This is a genomic window from Leifsonia sp. NCR5 (assembly GCF_002105485.1).
Taxonomy (GTDB): Bacteria; Actinomycetota; Actinomycetes; order Actinomycetales; family Microbacteriaceae; genus Leifsonia.
Genome location: NZ_NCSR01000014.1, coordinates 104302 through 124077, shown reverse-complemented (window position 1 = coordinate 124077; position 19776 = coordinate 104302). Strand labels below are relative to the sequence as shown.

The following is a 19776-nucleotide window of genomic DNA, read 5'->3' as shown; positions in this document are numbered from 1 at the left end:
AGGACGTTTCGCGAGTGGGTGGGGGATCATGCGGAGATGTTTCGGTGAGCCGTGCGGCCGTCTCGGCCAGCGGTATCCGCTCCAGATCGACGAAGTCGTGACGATCACGGCTCTCCGTCGGGCTGCGCCCCACACGCTCCCCCAAACGCCGCTCCTCGCTGCGCTCGGGGCGGCCCCTCGCGGCGGGGATCCCACTAGACGAGTAACGATAAATGGAGAGTGGCCGCTCGCGATGCGAGCGGCCACTCTCCATTTATCGTTACGTGGGGCTGACAGGATTTGAACCTGCGACCCCTTGACCCCCACGCGTCCAGGCGGCGCCGTCGAGGCCAAAAATCGCGTGATTCCGGACCCCAGATGATGCAGAGCACGTCACGATATGCATGGTTTGTATGATTCTCGTCGCCAACTGGTCCGCCTCCGCGAAGGTGCTCGGGAGCCTGACAAGGAGCTTTGTTGTGGCGCCGATAGACAGAGGTCCGGCCGGCGTGCTCGGGCTTGACCTGGATAAGGGCGTTCCTGCCCTCCTCCCCCGCGACGCATCAACAGCCCGCCACGCGATGCTCAGTGACATGCATGAGCAAGACGGTCCTGCTCCCCCTTTGGCCCTCTTCGGCATCGTCGTGGTTGCCCGGGGTGTCGGTGGTGGAGGAGATAATTCGGCTGTGATCAAAGGGCCAGCAGATCTCATGGCGCAAATCGAGGGTGACCTCCTCGATGAGAAGCCGCTCGACACTCTGCTCCGCAAACTCATCCTGCTCGGCGGAAACGCGGGCTCGCCCGAGCTCCGCGACTGGGCGTCGCTAGAACTCCGTGGCTACGGGCGGGACGTCGAGCTGCCCCTGTACCGAACCGTGACCGCTCCGCTACAGATCGACGGCACCGTTCCAGGTGGAATCGTGCGACACGAGACAATCGGCGCGATGGACATTCCCGACTTCGCTCGCGACGAAGTCAACGAGCAGGTCCCACTACGAATGGGCGTGAACGAGATCCACAGCATGGTGGATCAGCACCGAGAAGACAGAATGGTCAAGCTCCAGCCACCGGGTGCCCCAGACCTCGTCACCTATATGAACGGCACCCGGGAGATGAACGGCCACATCACCGCGCTCTACTGGAGCGTCAGCACTATCGCGCTCGCAGGCGTGCTCGACCAGGTTCGCACTCGCTTGGCTGAACTCATTGCCGAACTGCGCTCCGCAACCCCACAGGGCCAGAACCTACCAACCCCAACGCAGGCAGCCAACGCCGTGAATTTCGTTATCAACGGGCGCGGGAACCGCGTGAGCATCTCACAGGCCGCGGACGGGAGCACGATCACTGCTGCCCAGGAAGAAGCGAAGCCGCGCTTCTGGACGCGGGCAAAGGTCGTCGGCGCAGCGGCCGTTGGACTTGCCACGATCGCGGGAACAGTCATCGCGGCACTCCAGCTGCCGATCTGGTGAAGTAATCGAGAGGAAGCCATGACCACGCCTACACCCCGAACCGTCACATCAGTGCTCGCCGAGGTAAGAGCCGATAGCGTCACCGTCACCTGGGGTCTCGGGGAACCAGTCGAAGTCGGCGATGTCGAGTTCTTCGGCTATGGCATCTACTACTACGACCCGAGCGGCAACGGCGGAAAACGACTCGGCGTTCGCTTCGGCGACGAGATCACGGCGTGGGTCTTCGACAATGCCAGTGCCACGCAGGCCAACTACGAGGCTTCTTCCGTCACGGTTACGGATGAAGCCGTGACGGTGCACTTCAACGACGCGAGTCTGGGTCTCGACGCCGTGGGCACGATTGAGGCCTATGCACACGTCAACGGTCACGATACGCAGGTCGAACTGCCTGTCACGCTTCTGCATTGACATGAGCGATCTCCAACTACCTGGCGGCGACGAGTCGTTCGGTGAGCATCTCGTCGAGAATCTTTTCGCAACGTGGGTTGATCGCGACCTCGAACAGCGCGCAACCGGGCTCACGCGGGCACACGTGTACCGCGCGGTGGTTGAACTCCCGCCATTGGGTGGTGCACCGATCGTCCGAATCAATGAGGAGGTGTCGCTGCATGCGCGGGCGGTCGCATCGGCGCCCATCAAGAAGGGCGATCCGGTCACTGCAGAGAACATCAGCAGCCTCGAAGCCTTCTGGCCTGTCGATGTCCACCCGAACAGCGGATGGCTGGCCTACATCATCGTCGGAGAGTCCGCACACATTGCCTTCGACCTGCGCTACAACAAACAGCGCAGTGCCGAGCTGCTCAGCCTTGCTGACGACTACCTCGACGCGGTCGAAGCGATCCGGGAGTTCGCGCTGCGACCAGCCGTCGACAATCTCCTCTCCGCGACAGAACTCACCGTTCAGGCGCAGATGCTCGCGCAGTCGCAGGAGACGAAGTTCCACAACGTGCGAGATCGGTGGCTGCGTGAGAACGAACGGCTTGGCAATACGCCGGAAGGCTTCTTCGCGACGCTCCAGCGGCTCCGGAGAGAACGAGGGGCCGCGAGGTACGGTGACGGCGTCCTAGGCGTAACAGCCGACGAGGTGCCAGCCTTGATTGCGACCGTCCGCTCGATGGTCGAGCACGCAGCCAATCAGATCGGGCTGGTCGCCACCGACACAAGTTCACTGAGTAGCAGGTCGCCTCATTAAAAGTTGGGCGTGAGGAACGAACGCTCGATCGGCTCAGCCCGGCATCTACAGCGTGAAGTTGACTGCGAGGCGTCCAAACGGCGTCGTCGACGCCCGAATTCGCCTAGTTCTAGGCCTCAGATAATGCAGAGGATGCCACGAGACGCATGATTTGCATAGGTTTGGTCCTCTACGTGGGGTCAGAAGAGACGATCATCAAGAGGATCAAGCAACGTGATCTGCAACTGGTCACGCCCGTCGAGATGCTTAAGCTCGACTCGAAGCGCAAACCCCGTGTCCAAGATGCTCTGGATATCTGAGTGGTCTCTGGCCGAGATCGTCCCCAACAGCTGCACGCCTTGGTAGAGGCCGAACGGAGCGGGATGGGTCTCGCCCTCTATCTCCGCCAGGCGTAGCGGGATAGATTCTGTAATAGGCGCAGCCTGAAGGTGGACAGCCACGTTCGCCACGTTGCGATCGAGCAAGTTCTTCAGCAGGCTTCGCCGTCGCTGACGCGTAAAGTCGAGGAGATCAATTACCTCTGAGGTCGATGCGGCAAACTCTTGGCGCCAGCCGGACACGCCTAGTGATGCCAAATGCTCTCTCAACTCGTCCAGTTCCGCTACCCGATCGAAGCGACTTGCTACTAGGTTGGCGATCCGTCGTGAACGAATACCTTCGGTCACGAGTGCGAGCGCGACCGGCGTGCTGACTCCGTACCTGATGTACCCGCCGAGTTCTGGACAAACGAGTTCGTCACCGCCGGCTGCTTGCAGGTGCGTGTTTACGAGGTCGATGAGCGCTCCAACTGTCCACGACAGATAGTGTTCGAAGTGCTCTGTGGTCGCAGTGACTATCTGTTCGATCCTCCATGCGGCATCGGCAACGGCGCCCAAGTGACTCTCTGCCAGCTGCGGTAGCGAAGCGCCTTCGAGCCAGTCACACAAGACTTCGGCGGCGTCTATATCTAGAGTCGCGCCCTGCACAGACTCGCGAAATCCCCATCGAGGTGCTTCAGGAAGCCGGAGCAACTCTGCGATCGTCGGACGAAGGATTCCCACCGCTTCTAGAGCCGTCGAGACAGAAGTTACGTCAGCGGAGATCAGGGCACGGGCAATCTGCGACGCCCATTCATCAATCTTACGAGCGGAACCGATAGAGCAGCCGATCCGCGACCATCTCTGACGGGCAGCGGAATCGACAGATAGATAGGCCTCCCGCGCTCGCCCCGCGAGTCGTGTATATCGCGTTCTAGCTTGGGTTGATTGATTTGCTGCCAGGGTGAACCCCACCACCGTATCGAGCTCGACCGCCTCTGGGCTGGTCAGTTCCCGCTCGGCCGCGGCCAGCATCATCCAGACGAAGCTGATGAAGTCCGCAGCCGCGCCGTTGGCTGCGAACACTGCGTCGGCGTCGGCCCTTTGAACACCTTCGAGTTCGGCAACAGCCTGGAGTGCGGAGTCAGTCAGCAGGGAGGACGTGACCTCTAGGTCCTGATCGTCAGGGTTGAGGTCGGCGAAGTCCTGAATGCTTGGCGAGGCCGCCCTTACTAGTACGATCCAGCCCTCAGTCTCGCGTCCTGCCCGCCCTGCCCGTCCCATTGCGTTTACGAGCCGGGCACCGCGCAAGCGGGTATCTTCTGGCTGGTCTGGGTACGGAGTGTCGTATAGAACGACGGTCCTGACCGGCAAGTTCACCCCGTCCGTAAGCGTTGAAGTGCAAGTCAGGTAGAGGAGATCATCACTTCGCACGGCAGCCTCAAGCGCTTCGAGCACCTCGACGGGCAACCCTGCATGATGGAATCCCACGCCTCGCCTAAGCGTGCCGACGAGTGGATGTGCGTCGCCCAACTGTTGGCGTACAAAGTCAACCAGCGCGGCCAGTTGCGGTTGCTCATCGAGCTCGTCCGCGATGCCACGAGCGAGCGTCTGGGCTTGCTTCTTTGTTGACGCAACAACGAGTACCGATCCTGCGTGCCCTAGAGCGGTAATCATGCCGCTGGCAATCGAATAGTGTTTCGTGTTTCGTGAAGGATCGACCTTCACTTCAACGGGACGCTCTCCCCCGTCCTTCGACTTTCGGACTAGACGCCAACCCGTGTCCCCTTGAGTGCGGAGTGACTTGGTGCTCCCGTTTCCGAGCCGCAATCGGATCAGTCCCGAGAGCGGCGTGGTGTGCCGGTAGGGCCACACGGACCCGGCCCCTCCTTCAACGACGGTCTGATCCCACTGCGCTTCGGTATTGAAGACTGCATGCAGTCGCCTGGGCCCCCGCCAGTCACTTGTCTGACTCAGGGCACCGCCGTTTGGATCAAGCCACTGAGCGATCCCACCGACGTTTCCCATCGCGGCCGAAAGGAGAATAATGCGATGCGGTCGGCCTTGTGTTTGCAGGTTCAGGGCAGATATCACGGATTCAAGCACGAAGCCACGCCCCTTCTCCTTCAACAACTGAGCCTCATCGAAAATGAACAGACTGTACTTGTCGAGTACCGCTTCGAAGTCGTTTCTCAGGAGATGACCGAGTCTTTCCGGGGTCATAACATCGACGTCGGGCTGCTCAGCTTCCGAAAGCGAGAGGCCCAGTTCTTCCAGCCAGGCGGAGAAGTCAGTCTTTTCCGCTCCGACCTCTTTCTGGAGAATACGCACTCGTGCGCTCATCGCGCGCCGAATTTCTCGACCAAGACTCCTTGTTGGCACGACAAAGCAGATACTCGTGTCCGTCTGCGCCAGATGCGCGACGGCGAGCATTTGAGCGACGAGTGTCTTCCCCCCGCTTGTGGGAACGGAAAGCACCATTCGCTTGACTTCCTGCGAGCACGGCGATGGCTCTCCGGTGAGCAGCTCTCGCTGCGGCTCCCAGAGCGTCAGCACGGCAGGGCTGCCCACCGCGAAAGCCTGGCGTACGGCGATCGGTACGTCTGGCGGCAGGATCGACGGGTTCCAGGGTGAGCCTGCCTCCGCGATGGTCGCGAAGTTCACTAGATGTGTAGCGACCCAACGCGCATCGAGCGAAGCGCCCCCGGTTTCGCCAGTCGCTACCTCGCGCAGTCGTTGAGACCCCTGAATGTACCGTTCATTGTCTCCCCGAGTCAGGTACGAGAGTATGTCTTCCACAGCCAGGACGAGCGTCTGCAGAGAACCGAGGGCCGTTGAGCGCAGGCTGTCCATTGCCGACTGCTGTGCTATTGATGCGAAGTATCTGCGCCACCGAGCCAGCCAGCCGAAGGCACGTTTAGCGTCGAAGCTCAAGAATACGAGTCCAGCGCGTATGGAGAGATTCTCAAGTGACGGTTCTTGCGCGCTATCTGCTCCATCTAAAAGGGGCTGAAGTCGGGTTATGATCGCGGACGCGTTTGGGTCACGACCACCTCGGCGATACCCGATCGCAGCAGCAAATCCGATTGATAGGCGCTCTTCATCGCTCCAGTCATTGCGAGCCAGCGCAAGATCGAAAATATGGGCGCTTACCAAGAACGCCTGACGTTGGCGAGCTGCCGAGTAGCGTTGACGCGCATCACTTACCGACGCCACGCCATGCAAGTACCATGCTGTCTTCATTAGCTTCTCGTCAACAGACGGACGATTAAGCACTAGCGCAATTTCAGCCCGCGCCATGCGCTCTTGTAAGCGCTCAGCCGTAGGTAGACCCGAGCGACCCGCGAGTGCTTCCCCGAGTAGATGTGTGTCTAGAGACCGCTCCATACGATCTCCTTTACCTTCGAGGCAAACTCAGGAAAGTTCGGCAACGCAATAACGATTGACTCGGTTTGTCCAGCCGCCACAAACTCCGGGAATTGTGTGCCGAGCGATCTGAACGTATTGCTGTTTCGCGGGCGATGTTCGAGAGAAGCCCCTACGGAGACTCCCACGCCGGCTCTTGCGCTCCGTTCGAACCAGAGGTCAACCATGCCGTCGTAAAGCTCCCCCAGAGCACCTTCAGCAGTGAGGGTCGCCGGTCCCACCAGCTTGGCAAGGTAGTGGTGGCCTCTCTTGCGCAACTGTTTTGCCGCCCGGTTGATCGTTTTTGATACACGAGCGTCTGCGTCGTGTTTCTTGATCTCCCAGAGCCGGAAAACGAGGGTTCCGCGAGAATCCTCGTAGACGACGAGCCCATCTCCCCCTGGTTCGAGTGCGTCGGCCTTGATGGGTGGCGCCTCCACCAGAGTGCGTCCGTCCCGGCAGGTTGTACGCTCAGCCACAACGCGGTGCCAGAGCAACTCCGCGACGTGCCCTTGTATATGATCAGCGGGCTTCGGAGCATCCGGAAGGCCGAAACCGATGGAAACAAATGCCTTGACGGCTTCTAGTTGTGCTCCCGTTGAAGATGCGCCCCCGTCACGACGCGTACGCCACCGGTCGAGTACCGGTGATTTCCCGCATGCAACGACCATCGCATCGTCAGCGATGATTGCGGCGGCAAGGTCACGCGCATCATCTACCAATTGCTCGCCACCGACGAGATACTCAACCTTCGACTTGGCGTCGCCATCTTGAAGGTTCAGCAGCGGAGTCAAGAGGACTGGTGAACTCATATTGACAACCTATCTCTCGAGTGGCGGATCGCCGTTGATCTTGGACGCGGAGAACGGGCAGCGGGCATCCACAGCAACGAAGCGGAACTCTTTGCCGGTCGCAGGCGAGACTTGAGATACATCCGCCGTGGAATGCACGGAGCCGGCCCATCCACAGGAAGCGGCGCGGAGTCATCCCGGCCAGACAGAGGTACAAGGGGGACGAACGAAACCCTGGCAATACACAACAAAGCCCTGATGAAAACAAGGTCTCATCAGGGCTTTTTTGTCGGGCTGACAGGATTTGAACCTGCGACCCCTTGACCCCCAGTCAAGTGCGCTACCAAGCTGCGCCACAGCCCGAAGTCGCTTTGAGGGTGGAGCCCCAAAGCAACTTGTCCATACTAGCGTGTCCCGGCGGGTGCCTGTGCCACCTACTCGAAGACCAGCTGGCGCACCTCGACGCCGTATGCGGCGAGCGTCACCGTTGGCGAAGCAGAGCCTGTCAGGGTGTGGAGGGTTCCCGCCACCTCGGGGGTCACCGTCACCTCGGTGTCGTGCTGGGAGATGAAGAAGACGAAGCGGCGGCCGTCGGTGTGGACGAGGGTGTCGGTGAAGACCTCGGGGTCGGAGAGGCGGATGTCGCGTTCGACGTCGGCCACGTCGGCGAGGGCGTCGTAGAGGCGCCAGGTGTCTTCCGGGTTCACGGCGGGGAGTTCGGAGGCGAAATACTCCAAGGGGTAGGTGGAGAGGATCGCGCGGCCGGAGCCGTGGGGCTGGGAGACGATGACCGGGCGGTCGTCCGCATCCACTGCGATCACCGTTCCTGTGGTCGGCGTGACCGGGAGGAAGGAGCGGGAGTGGGCGTTGCCGGCGGCGGCGAACGACAGGACGGCGCCCTCGGTGAGGCTGCCGAACGACGTGAGGAAGCGGACCGTCACGGTGTCGTCGGCGACCGGGGAGACGAGGCCGTACGCGGAGTCGCGCTGCACGCCGAAGAGCTCCTCGGTGTATGCCCACCATGGGCCGCGCTGCACGCCGATGTCGCCCGCGCAGTACGAGGCGTAGACGGTGGCGCCCTCGGACGCGAGCGCGATCAGCTGCTTCCAGGTGGGGCCGCAGAGCTGCTTCACGCTCGGCAGCAGGTACAGGCCGTAGCCCGACGGGATGCCGCCGTCCTCCGCCTCGCGCACCACGGCGACCGGGACGTGGGCCTCGTGGGCGGCGACGTATGCCTGCTCCCCCGCCGCCACGATGAGCGCGCGCTCCGCCTCCTGGGTGAAGGGGTAGTCGGCGGCGAGGTGCGAGGGGACGACGATCGCCGCATCCACCGGGGAGCGCGTGACGGAGGCGAGGTCGATGGCGGCGAGGTCGGCGGCGAAACCGGCCAGCTCCAGCAGGGGCGGCTTCGGGGCTCCGGTCGAGTCGGTGATGCCGAAGTGCATCTCGAACGGGTGGTGGGAGTACGGGCGCTGGGCGATCAGGTCGTCGTAGTCGGTGTTGTTCCAGGCGATCCAGCCCGTCGCGCCCGCCAGCAGAGTGTTGTAGAGCAGCTGGCGGTAGTACGACGCAGCACCGGATGGGGAGACGAAGTCGCTTGTGACGCCGAACTCCTCCATGATCACCGGGAGGCCGGCGATGTGGCAGAGCTCCGCGATGTACGCGGCTTTGAGGTGCTGCCTGGTCTGGTCGGACTCCATCCGGTAGACGTGCGGGCCGACGAAATCCGTGAAGGCGGCGAGGTCGGTGGTGGAGAAGCCGTTGTCGTGGCCGGTGGTCTCGATGCCCCAGGCGCCGTCGCCGACCGAGACCGGCTGCGTGCCCCCGCCCGCGCGCACCGCATCCACCAGGAGCGACGCCCACGCATCCACGATCGGGCGCGGCGCCTCTCCCCCGTAGATCGGGACCTCGTTGGTGAGCAGCCAGCCGGCGACAGCGGGATGCTCGGCGAAGCGGGCGGTCAGTTCGCGGACGTACCAGGCCTGGCGTCCGACGAACCAGATGTCGCTGTACAGGTCGCGGCCGTCCCGCCAGGCCGGATCCCAGTTCTCGCCGGACATGTGGCCGACCAGGAAGGTGGGCACCGTCGTCATGCCCGCATCCACGTGCGCGTCGAGGAAGTCGTGGAAGTTGGCGATGCACTGCTCGTCGAGCGTGTCCGGCGTGGGGTGGAAGTCCGGCCAGTAGAAGAACGAGCGCGTCATGGTGAGGCCGTGCTCGGCCAGGACGGCCAGCTCGGAGCGCACGACGTCGTGGTCGTAGCGCGTCCACATCAGCGGGCCGCCCGACCGGGACCAGAAGTTGGCACCGAGCCAGATGGCCGGGGCGCCGTCGACGGCGAGCAGGGGGGAATGGCGTTCCATGATTCCTTCCGAAACGACGAGAGAAGAGCGAAGAGCGACAGGCGAGCAGAGAGCGGTGCGGCTACTTCACGGCACCCGCCGTCAGCCCGGCCACGAACGAGCGCTGCAGCAGCAGGAACGCCACCACCACCGGGATGCTCACCACGAGCGACGCGGCCATGATCTGGTTCCAGTAGACGTTCGTCTGCGTCGAATACAGCTGCAAACCGACCGCGAGCGTTCTGTTCTCGTCCGTCGTCATCACCGAGGCGAACAGCACCTCGCCCCAACTCGTCATGAACGAGTAGATGGCGACGGCGATCAGGCCGGGGCGGGCAGCGGGCAGCACGACGTGCCAGAGCGCGCCCATCGGGCCGCTGCCGTCGACCATCGCCGCCTCGTCCAGGTCGCGCGGGATGCCGTCGAAGTAGCCGGCGAGCATCCAGATCGAGAACGGGAGCGCGAACGTCAGGTACGTGATCACGAGACCGAACCGGGTGCCGACCAGCTGGATGCCCACGGCCTGGTTGATGTTCACGAAGATGAGGAACAGCGGCAGCAGGAACAGCACGCCGGGGAACATCTGCGTGGACAGCACGGTGGTCGTGAAGACGCTGCGGCCCTTGAACCGGTAGCGGGAGACGGCGTACGCCGCGAACACCGCGATCACCAGGCTCAGGATGGTCGCCGAACCGGCCACGATCAGGCTGTTCACGAAGTACGACGCCAGCGGGACGGTCGACCACATGTCGATGAACGGCTGGAACGTGATCTCGGTCGGCCACCAGGTGAAGGCGCCCTGCACATCCGGCAGCGACTTCATCGACGACGTGATCATCACGTAGATGGGGACGGCGGTGAACACGGTCAGGATGACCAGGACCACCCAGCGGAAGACTTTCGAGGATGCTGTGTCACGCACGACGGGACCTCCGGTTCAGCACGAGCAGGTACGCACCCGTCACGATCAGCAGGAAGATCAGCAGCAGGACGCTCATCGCGGCGCCGGAGCCGAAGTTCCAGGTGAGGAACGACGCGTTGTAGATGTGGAAGGAGATCAGGTCGCCGGCCGCCGGCTGGGCGTTGCCGAAGAGCACGAACGGGGTGTTGAAGTCGTTGAACGTCCATAAGAACATCACCAGCAACAGCACCGTGTTGACCGGCCGGAGCATCGGCAGAGTGATCGCACCCCACTGCCGGAACGGCTTCGCGCCGTCGACGGCAGAGGCCTCATAGACCTCCTCCGGGATGGATTGCAGCCCGGCCATCAGCATCAGGAAGGCGAACGGCCACAGGCGCCAGATCGCCACGACCACGATCGACCAGAATGCGTTGCCGCCGATCAGCCAAAATGGCTTGTCCCCCGGCAGCCCGAGGTTGTCGAACAGGAAGTGGTTCACCGCTCCCGTGTCCTTCTGCAGCATGAACTTCCAGGCGATGATGCCCGCGTACATCGGCAGCGCGTACGGCACCAGGAACAGGGTGCGGAAGAAGCCGCGGCCCCAGAACTTGCGCTGCAGGGCGACCGCGGCGGACATCCCGAGCGACCAGGAGATGCCGACCACCAGGATCGTGAACGCGCAGGTGATCAGGAACGACTGCAGCAGCGCCGCGCCGACGGAGCCGTTGAAGTCGAGGGCGACGGCGTAGTTCTTGAAGCCGACGAACGGCGCCTCCGACCAGTTGGCGATGTAGAACTTCGTGAGCTGCACGAAGCTGATCCAGATGCCCGTGAGCATCGGGATGACGTGGATCAGGATCTCGAAGATGATGGCGGGCGCGAGCAGGGCGAGAGGGATCCACCACCCCTTGTTCCTCTTCTTGCGCTTGCGCGGAGGGGCCGGCGCTGGGGCTGCGGTGGCGGTGCTGAGTGTCGTCGTCGACATGGTGACCTCTGTCTGGTCAGGAGGTGGTCATGGAGTGCTTGGGGGTGCTGCCAGGCACGGGATGCGCGGTGTGCTGCACGCGCATCCCGCACCTGGCGCCGGTGGTACTAGCCGCCGATGGACTGCTTCACCTGGTCTTGCGCCGACTGCAGCGCTGCCTTGATGTCGCTGTCGGAGACGGTGCCTCCTGTGGCGATCTTCGCGAACATGTCGTTCATGGCCTTGCCGACCGTGTTCTCGAACTGGTCCTCCGCCGGGACGAGCGGCAGCGGCTTCGACATGGTGTTGTAGATCTTCTGGAAGGTCGCGGCCTCTTCAGCGTTGTCGGTGAAGTTGGCCTTCGCCCCGTTGAGCACGGGGAGGGTGGCGTACGGCTTGCCCAGCGTGGTCTGGGTCTCCTCGCTCGTCATGTACTTGACGAACTGGAGCGCCGCATCCTTGTTCTTGGTGTTCTTCATGATCGACAGGTTGATGCCGGCGACGTGGCTGGCGACCGGCTTGCCGCCCTGAGGTGCAGGGAACGGGACGACGCCGTACGCGTCGGTCTTCATGCCGTTGGCGTTGATCGACGAGTCTGCGTTGTTCTGGCTGAGGATCATCGCGACCTTGCCCGTCGCGAAGTCGTTCACCGCCTGCACGCCGTTGTCGTACTGGGCGTTCGAGGTGTTGACGACCTTGTCGGTCTGCATCAGGTCGAGATAGCGCTTGATGCCGTCGACCGCCCCGCTCGACGTGAAGGTGGGGTTGCCCTTGGAGTCGAAGAACTCCGCGCCGTTCTGCGCGGCGTTGATGAAGGCGAAGTGCGCGTTCTCGGTGTAGCTGCCCGCCGCGAGGGAGAAGCCGTACGTCGTGCCGTTCGTCAGCTTCTTGGCGTCGGCGACGAGGTCTTCCCAGTTGGTCGGCGGCTGGACGCCGGCTGCGGTGAACATCGACTTGTTGTAGTACAGCCCGTATGCGAGGCCGTAGAGCGGGACGCTGGTGACGTCCTTGCCCGGCGCACCACCCGTCTCGAGCGCCGTCTTGACGAACTTGTCGGAGCCGCCGATGGCCTTCATGTTGGCGGAGTCGAACGGCATGAACGCGCCGGTGGCCTGCAGCGATGCCGCCCAGGTGTTGCCGATGTTCAGCACGTCGGGGCCCTGGCCGCTGGTGACGGCGGTCTGGATGCGGGTCTGCAGGTCGTTCCAGCCGATCACTTCCAGCTTGACCTTGATGCCGGTCTTCTTGGTGAAGGCGTCGAGCACCGGGGTGAGGACCTGCTTGTCGTTGTCGAGGCTGGTGCCCTGGTTGCTGGCCCAGTATGTGATGGTGGATCCGCTGGCCGAGCTACCCGATCCCGAGCTGCTGCAACCTGCTGCGACGAGCGCGACCGCGGCAGCGATGGCACCCGCGAGGATGGCGCGTTTCTTCATAGTGACTCCCTTGTCTCTTGGTCGTGGCGCACACACCACGAGTTATACGCTAACTGAACCGGTTCAGTTGTCAAGGGGGCGAAGAAAACGATTCGGCATCGGCTGCCTCCGCTATCGGGCGGGGATGCTCGTGGCCCGGACGACGAGCTCGCTCGGCTTCGCGGCGGTCACCTCGGAGGGCACGCCGGCCAGCGCATCCAGCAGCATCCGGGTGGCGCGCCTGCCCTGCTCCTCCGGGAACCGCGCGAGCGCGGTGATCGGGCGGGAGCCCAGGCGGCACATGAAGGAGTCGTCCCAGCTGACCAGCGCGACGTCGTCGCGCCCGAGCCTGCCGAAGGCGGCGGCTGCGCCGAGCGCGAGCACGTCGTTCGAGGTGACGACGGCGGTGATGCCGGGGTCCGCGGCCAGGTGCTCGATGACGAGCCGCTCCCCCGCCTCCGACGAGTAGTCCGACTCGGCGAACACCGTTCCGATGCCGCGCGCGAACGCCTCGACCTCGATGGAGGTCGCCCTGTCGCCCTCGTGCTCGAACTCCCGCGGACCGGTGACGTGCAGCACCGTGCGGTGGCCGAGCCGCGCCAGGTGCCCGACGATGAGCGCGGACTCGGCCGGCGGGTCGTAGACGAGCACGTGACCTGGCGCGATGTCGTCGCGGTTGCCGTGCATCACGTAGTCGAGGCCGAGCTGATCGAGGAGGGCCGGCCGCGGGTCGTTGACCCCGATGTCGAACAGCATCACGCCGTCGACCCTGCCCTGGGCGCTCCAGCGCCGGTAGGTCTCGAGGTCCTGGCCGACGCCGGTGCCGACCATCCGGAGCATGAGCGCCTGGTCGGTCTCCGCGAGCACGCTCTCGACGCCGGCGAGCAGGCTCATGTAGAACGGCTCCGTGCCGAGCAGGCTCGGGTCGCGGCGCAGCACGATGCCGATCGCGTCCGTGCGGGACCGCGACAGGGCGCGGGCGCTCGCGCTCGGGTGCCAGCCGAGGTCGGCCGCGAGGTCGAGCACCCTCCTGCGGGTCTCGTCGCTGACGCCCGGCTGGCCGTTGAGGGCGTAGGAGACCGACGCCTTGGAGAGCTTCAGCTGGGCCGCCAGCCCGGCGATCGTCACACGCGTCACGTCACCCTCCTTGTCGACTCAACGATACTCACAGGCGGTATGCGAACGTGCCGGCGAACACTCCCGGGCTCGCTACCCGAAAGTCCGCCCGGTGCTCGCCGGCACGACGCGCCAGTGGATGCGACCCGACAGTGTGCCGCATCCACCGGATGCCCAGAACTCTCCGCCCCGCAGCGGGAGTCCGGGTCTGGTCGGCGACGGGATGCGTTCAGGGGGGAATCTGCATCCCGCCGCCGAGTCTCACTGGGCGGCGGTGCCGCCGCCCAGAATCGTGTCGATCTCGTCCTGCGTGAGCGGAGCCCACGGGGACGCGTCCGGGTTGGCGCTGGCGGCCTCCGGGCTGTCGCCCTGGGTCCACCACTTGGCCTCGAACGGCACGCCGTCGAAGAGCACGCGGGCGCCCTTGTCGAACTGCGCGGTGCCCGTCCACTCCGGGTACGTGCCGGCCGGGACGGTGGGCTGCGGGATGGGCGTCTCGCCCGGCAGCACGGGGCCCACCAGCTCCCACGGCGTCTCCCACGCGTTCAGCACGGGGTCGTCCGGCATGTCGCCCTTCGTCCACCACTTGGCGACGTAGACGTTGTGGTGCCAGACCACCTTGGTGCCCTTGAGGTACGAGTGGGACGTGGTCCAGATCGCGTACGGCGAGGTGGCGGGGTCGTCCTTGGCGGCGGTCGAGACCGGCTCCGGCGTGGTGACGGCAGCCTCGCCGAGCGAGATGTGCCCGTCGAATCCCTTGGACAGCAGCCCGGCGAAGGTCTGCTTGCCCTGCTTCACGCCGCTGCACGCGTCCGAGACGACGGAGGTGTCCACGTAGTTCGACCCGCAGGTCTTGTCGCGGTTCGCCGACCACATCGACATCCGGCCGACGCCCGTGGAGACGGCCCACGCGTTGAACGACTTCGCGTCCGCGAGCGAGAAGACCTCCTTCTCGACGTCGTTCTGGCCGATCATCGGGGTGGCGCCGACTTTCGACCAGAGGCTCGGGTCCGACTGGTGCAGTTTGGCGCGGTCGTAGAGGATGCCGAGCTGGCGCTGGGTGGCGGTGACCGCATCCTGTGCGGCGTCGGACATCGACTGCTTGGCCTTCTTGGCGTCGCCGAAGTCCATCGTCATGGCGTTGACGCCCGCGATGTCGACCTTGGCCTTGAGCATGGCGGCGACCGCGTCCGTGCCCTGGCTGGTGAGCCCGGTCGGAGAGGCGGGCAGCGTCAGCCAGACGGCGAGGCTCTTGCCCTCCGCCCTGCGCTCCTTCTGCAGGGCGGCGATGGTGGATGCGCGGCGCGCGTTCGCGTCGGAGTCCGCCAGGCCGTCGCCCTCCAAGTCGAGGTCGATCGTGCCGATCTTGTAGCGGTCGATGACCGCGGCGTACGCGGCCTTCAGCTTGGTGGCGTCGGTGCAGGCGACAGCGAGCTCGTCGTTCAGCTGGCCGCCGAACGACACGGCGACGGTCCCGCCCTGCTGCTGCAGCCTGGCGATGCGGCGATCGAGATCGAGGGAGCCCCGAGCCTGGTCGAGCGTGTACGCGTTGCCCCACGACGGGGTGCATGCCGAGGAGGAGTCGGCCACGATGAACGAGAGGACGGCGTCCTTGTTCTTCGTGCTGCCGAGGTTCTCGAACGCGAACCGCGGAGTGGCGGTCACGTCGACGTACGACGCGAACCAGGGCTGCGCCTCCACGGCGGCCTTCGCACTCCACCACTGGAACCCGACGACACCGACGCTGACCACGACGGCGGCGACGAGCGCCGCGCCGACCACCCGGAGGGGCGAGAGGCGGCGGCCGCCGTCGGCGTGTCCGGCCGACGGGGACTGCGCGTCCGGAGCCTGCTCGGCAGGAGCCTGGGTCTTCGGCGTGTTCTTCCTCCCCATCAGGCGGCCTGCTTCTCGGTCTCGGCGGCCGGGAGGGCGATGCGCTCCACGTGCGGCAGGTCGCCGCCGGTGTGGCCGTGGTAGAGCACGGAGCGCCAGTCGATCACGTCGGCGGCGGGGGCCGTCGACGTCGCTGCCGTCTTGCGGTTCCGCTCCACGTACAGCGGCTTGGTGAGGCCGAGCCAGATGTCGACGATCGCGTTGCCGACACCGATGTAGCTGACGATCGCCCAGATGGCGAGGGTCGCGTTGAAGGCGGCGAACGCGGCGTTGCCCCAGTTCTGCGCGTTCACGTCACGCCACAGGGTGAAGGCCGAGAACGCGACGATCAGGAACGGCGTGATGACGTAGAGCAGCGGAGATGCCGTGCGGTTCTTGACCTTCGGGGTGCGGACGAACGGGATCTTCTTGCCGGTCAGCGACTGCTGGAGCGACTTGAGAACGCCGGCCAGGTTCACCGGGAGCAGGATCAGGTTGAACCCGTAGATGCGGAGAACGTCGGTGGCCTTGTATCCGGCGTAGCGCAGGTCGCTGGCCATCGCGATGAAGTACGGCAGTGCGGCGAGCAGCACGACGGGGCTGAGCAGGCGGCCGTCGTACGGGTACGCCAGCAGGAAGATCAGGCCGAAGCTGGCCCAGGCGATCGACGCCATGTAGTTCACGCGCAGCAGCAGCTCCGTGCGCGAGATGACCTCGCCGCGGCGCTTGCGCTCGCGCAGCTGACGCCACAGCTTCGGCAGGATGAGGAGTCCGCCGTTCGCCCAGCGGCGGCGCTGCACGATGAGCGAGCCGAAGTCGGGCGGGGTGGCGGAGTAGCTGAGGCGCTCCGGGTAGTTCACGAGCGTCCAGCCGTGGGTGCCGAGGTCGATGCTCGACTCGGTGTCCTCGATGACCGTGCGGTCCTGGACGTAGCGGCGCACCTCGAAGCCGCCGACGAACTCGGTCTCCACGATGTCCTCGATGGCGCGCTTGCGGATGACCGCGTTCGCACCCACCCAGAAGGTGGCGCCGTAGAAACTCATCCCCTGGTGCAGGATGTGCTGGATGTCGGTGGTCGCACCGGCGAGGCGCTCGATGCGCGTGCCTGCCCCACGGAAGGAGGAGTACGGCGTCTGCGTCACGGCGACGCGGGCGTTGTCCGGCTGCTGCAGCAGGTAGGTGAGACGGAGGCAGTACTCGCGGAGCAGGATCGAGTCCGCGTCGAGCGTGAGCAGGAAGTCGCTGTCCGGGATGACGATGTCACCCGGGCGGCGCGAGGACACCGGGGTCAGGATGGGGCCGTCCGGCGTCTCCTCGACGCGGTACGTTCCGCCCATCAGGCCGATGTACGCGTTGAGGTTCATCGCCTTGTTCGCCTCGTGGGACAGGGATGCCCACTGCTTGCGCTCGAACACGTCCAGCTCGGCGTCGAACGTCCAGGCCAGGCGGCGGTAGAGCTGCGCGACGCGCTCAGACGTCAGGGCCGCGCCCTCCTCGACGGCGGCTTCCACAGCCTGGGCGGTGAGCACCAGGTCGTCCCCGAGGGCGCGGAGCACCTGGTCGGCGAAGAACAGGTCGACGTGGTCTTCGACACCGTGGGCGTCCGCCTGGTCGTGCAGCCACTGCGCGGCCCAGGTGTAGTGCGCCGCCAGGTCGAGGGTGTCCGACTCGGAGGCGAACGCGCCGGTCTCGGTCAGCTCGTAGTGCAGCAGCGCGTCGCTGAAGCGGGTGCGCGGCTCGGCGAGCAGCGCCGCGATGTCCGTGCCGAGGGCGCGGGTGGCGTTGAGCCGCTCCGCGACGGCTGGATCCTTCGGGTTGGGGTTGTCGTCGAGCAGCAGCACGACGCGCATCGACGGGAACTCCTGCAGGGCGGCGGAGAGCAGCGTCATGCGCACGACCTCCGGCTCCTCGGCGTACGAGGGCACCAGGACCGTGATGGACGGCTGGTTCTCGGCGAAGTGCCTGTCCAGCTCGGCGCGGGGAACCCGCACGTGCTTCTGGAACCGCTGCAGCGCACCCTGGCGGGCGACCAGGTACATCAGAGCGGAGAAGGTCAGGAAGGTGACGACGATCAGGTAGCCGATCGCCTCCATCGTGAACCGGAAGTCCTGCGTGCCGAGCACGAGGAACTGGCGGATGATGGTGGTGACGACGTAGATGGCCCAGAAGAGCACGGTCGCGACGATGGCGACACGGCTCCAGGTGACCTTGCGGTCCGAGGGCTTCGGGTGGACGGTCGGGAGCGGCTCGGTGCGGCGCTCTGCGCCCCACTGGCGTTTCCGGGCAGGGGAATATGAACTTGTAGAACTCATGATCGGGTATGCGTCCTTGATTCTCAGAGAGCCCGCGCTTTCGGGTCGCGCGGTCGGGTAGCTCTCGTTGTCCACAATAGTGAGGACAAGCCGGGGTACAAACCCCCCGTTGTGGTGAGATTTCAGGCACGGGGCTACTGTTACGCCATGGACAGTGTCGCGGGTCGTCTGCGTTACGACCACGAACCGGTTGCCAGCGACCGGGATCAATACCAGCTCGGCAAGGATGCCAGAGCCCGCATCCCGCGGTCGACGCACGCCGAGTACACCCCGGATGCGCGGCGCGACCCCCTCGCGATCCTCGAGCAGCAGAACGCGAGCCGCCTGCCGAACCTGGTGCCGCTGCGCACCGCAAGGATGCTGCAGGATCCGTTCGCCTTCTACCGGGGAACCGCGGCACTGCAGGCCGCGGACCTGGCCGGCGGGGCAGCATCCGGAGCGAACGTGGTGGCCTGCGGCGACGCGCACATCGCCAACTTCGGCATCTTCGCTTCGCCGGAGCGCCGGATGGTGTTCGACCTCAACGACTTCGACGAGGCGACCATCGCGCCCTGGGAGTGGGACCTCAAGCGCCTAGTCACCAGCGTGGTCATCGCGGCGCGCGGCCGCGGGGCCACCGACGCCGCTGCGGAGGAGTCTGCACTGCGCTCCGCGATCGCGTATAGGGACGGGCTGCGGACCTCCCTCGGGCTCGACGTGACGCAGCGCTTCTTCGAGGCGGCGGTCATCCGGGGAGGGCGCCAGTACGGGAAGGAGACGCAGCGGCTGGTGAAGAAGGCCGTCGCCTCCGCCGAGAAGCGCACCTCCGCCCACGTCGTCTCACGCATCACCGAGCTGGCGGAGGACGGTTCCCGCCGGATCGTCGAGAACCCGCCGAGACTCACGCACGTCCCCGCGGAGATCGAGGACAGCGTCGGCGAAGTGCTCGCGCAGTACAGCCGCACCGTCTCCCCCGACATCGCGCTGCTGCTCGACCAGCACACCGTCACCGACATCGCGCGCCGCGTGGTCGGCGTCGGCAGCGTCGGAACGCGATGCTTCATCGTGGTGCTCACCGGGCCGCGCGGCGAACCGCTCGTGCTGCAGGTCAAGGAGGCGACCCAGTCGGTGCTGCACGAGTTCGGCGGTGTGCCGGAGTACGACGTGGCCGGGATCGACAGGGCGACCCTCGCCGCGCACCACGGCTACCGGGTCACGGCGAGCCAGCGCATCCTGCAGGCGGTCTCCGACCCGTTCCTCGGGTACGTCAATTTCGAGGGGTTCGGCTTCTACGTGCGTCAGTTCCGGGACAGGAACCTGTCGTTCGACATCCCGACCATGCCGGACGAGCCGTTCGACGACTACGTCCGCACCTGCGCGACGATCCTCTCCCGGGCGCACTCACGCAGCCCGAGCAGCGCGTTCGTCGCCGGGTACATCGGCAGCGGCGACGCGCTGCCGCGCGCGGTGACGGCCTGGTCGATGGCGTACGCCGACCAGTCGCTCGCCGACTTCGAGGCGCTCGGCGAAGCGGCCGCAGCCGGCCGCTTCGCCGTCAGCGACGTGCTTTAGCCTGACGCGGAGAAGCGGGGCGACACGCCGCCGGTTTGTCCGTTCGTGCGGAGAAACCGGCCAGATCGGCGCCGAACTCCGCTCGAACGGAGACGCGCTCAGCGCATCCGGGGACTCCGTTCAAGCGGAGGGATGCGCGAACGCCGCCGGTTTGTCCGTTGGAGCGGAGAAACC

The 19776-nt window shown here is 65.2% G+C and carries 13 protein-coding genes and 1 tRNA gene; 4 read left to right on the top strand and 10 right to left on the bottom strand.

Going from position 1 to position 19776, the window contains the following annotated elements:
- Positions 1-392 precede the first annotated feature (392 nt).
- The 3 genes from B7438_RS13120 to B7438_RS13110 are packed head-to-tail and all read left to right on the top strand — an operon-like array spanning position 393 to position 2640.
- Positions 393-1448 carry a hypothetical protein gene (locus B7438_RS13120; RefSeq protein ID WP_143465893.1) on the top strand — a complete coding sequence of 352 codons (1056 nt, stop codon included), beginning with the start codon at positions 393-395 and terminating at the stop codon, positions 1446-1448.
- 51 nt (positions 1449-1499) lie between these two features.
- A complete protein-coding gene (locus tag B7438_RS13115) occupies positions 1500-1856 on the top strand; it encodes a hypothetical protein (protein WP_085370039.1) in 357 nt (118 codons plus the stop codon).
- Between the two features lies 1 nt (position 1857).
- Positions 1858-2640, top strand: a complete 783-nt coding sequence (locus B7438_RS13110) for a hypothetical protein (protein ID WP_085370038.1) — start codon at positions 1858-1860, stop codon at positions 2638-2640.
- A 179-nt stretch (positions 2641-2819) separates the two neighbouring features.
- Here B7438_RS13110 and B7438_RS13105 read toward each other — a convergent pair whose 3' ends face one another.
- The 10 genes from B7438_RS13105 to B7438_RS13060 all read right to left on the bottom strand — a co-directional run bounded on the left by B7438_RS13105 (position 2820) and on the right by B7438_RS13060 (position 18051).
- The gene (locus tag B7438_RS13105) at positions 2820-6179 is read right to left on the bottom strand and encodes a DEAD/DEAH box helicase (RefSeq protein ID WP_218775163.1); all 3360 of its coding nucleotides are present in this window, start codon (positions 6177-6179) and stop codon (positions 2820-2822) included.
- Between the two features lie 128 nt (positions 6180-6307).
- The gene (locus B7438_RS13100; RefSeq protein WP_085370036.1) at positions 6308-7153 is read right to left on the bottom strand and encodes a hypothetical protein; all 846 of its coding nucleotides are present in this window, start codon (positions 7151-7153) and stop codon (positions 6308-6310) included.
- Positions 7154-7421: 268 nt separating this feature from the next.
- Positions 7422-7495, bottom strand: a tRNA-Pro gene (locus B7438_RS13095).
- Positions 7496-7566: 71 nt separating this feature from the next.
- On the bottom strand, positions 7567-9495 hold the full coding sequence (locus tag B7438_RS13090) for a cellulase family glycosylhydrolase (RefSeq protein WP_085370035.1): 1929 nt from the start codon (positions 9493-9495) through the stop codon (positions 7567-7569).
- A gap of 61 nt (positions 9496-9556) precedes the next feature.
- Entirely contained in the window at positions 9557-10396 is an 840-nt protein-coding gene (locus B7438_RS13085; RefSeq protein ID WP_085370034.1) for a carbohydrate ABC transporter permease, read from the bottom strand.
- The gene (locus B7438_RS13080) at positions 10389-11360 is read right to left on the bottom strand and encodes a carbohydrate ABC transporter permease (RefSeq protein ID WP_085370033.1); all 972 of its coding nucleotides are present in this window, start codon (positions 11358-11360) and stop codon (positions 10389-10391) included. The genes B7438_RS13085 and B7438_RS13080 overlap by 8 nt, the downstream gene beginning before the upstream one ends.
- Positions 11361-11467: 107 nt before the next feature.
- Positions 11468-12772, bottom strand: coding sequence for an ABC transporter substrate-binding protein (locus B7438_RS13075; protein WP_085370032.1), 1305 nt, complete (start codon positions 12770-12772; stop codon positions 11468-11470).
- Between the two features lie 111 nt (positions 12773-12883).
- The gene (locus B7438_RS13070) at positions 12884-13888 is read right to left on the bottom strand and encodes a LacI family DNA-binding transcriptional regulator (RefSeq protein ID WP_085370031.1); all 1005 of its coding nucleotides are present in this window, start codon (positions 13886-13888) and stop codon (positions 12884-12886) included.
- A gap of 240 nt (positions 13889-14128) precedes the next feature.
- Positions 14129-15760, bottom strand: a complete 1632-nt coding sequence (locus B7438_RS13065) for a chitinase (protein WP_085370030.1) — start codon at positions 15758-15760, stop codon at positions 14129-14131.
- Positions 15760-18051 (bottom strand): glycosyltransferase family 2 protein, encoded by a 2292-nt coding sequence (locus B7438_RS13060; RefSeq protein WP_085370053.1) that lies wholly within the window; start codon positions 18049-18051, stop codon positions 15760-15762. Before B7438_RS13060 ends, B7438_RS13065 begins: the two co-directional genes overlap by 1 nt.
- A gap of 147 nt (positions 18052-18198) precedes the next feature.
- On the opposite strand from B7438_RS13060, the gene B7438_RS13055 reads away from it, so the two are divergent.
- Entirely contained in the window at positions 18199-19602 is a 1404-nt protein-coding gene (locus tag B7438_RS13055) for a DUF2252 domain-containing protein (protein WP_085370029.1), read from the top strand.
- Positions 19603-19776: the final 174 nt, after the last annotated feature.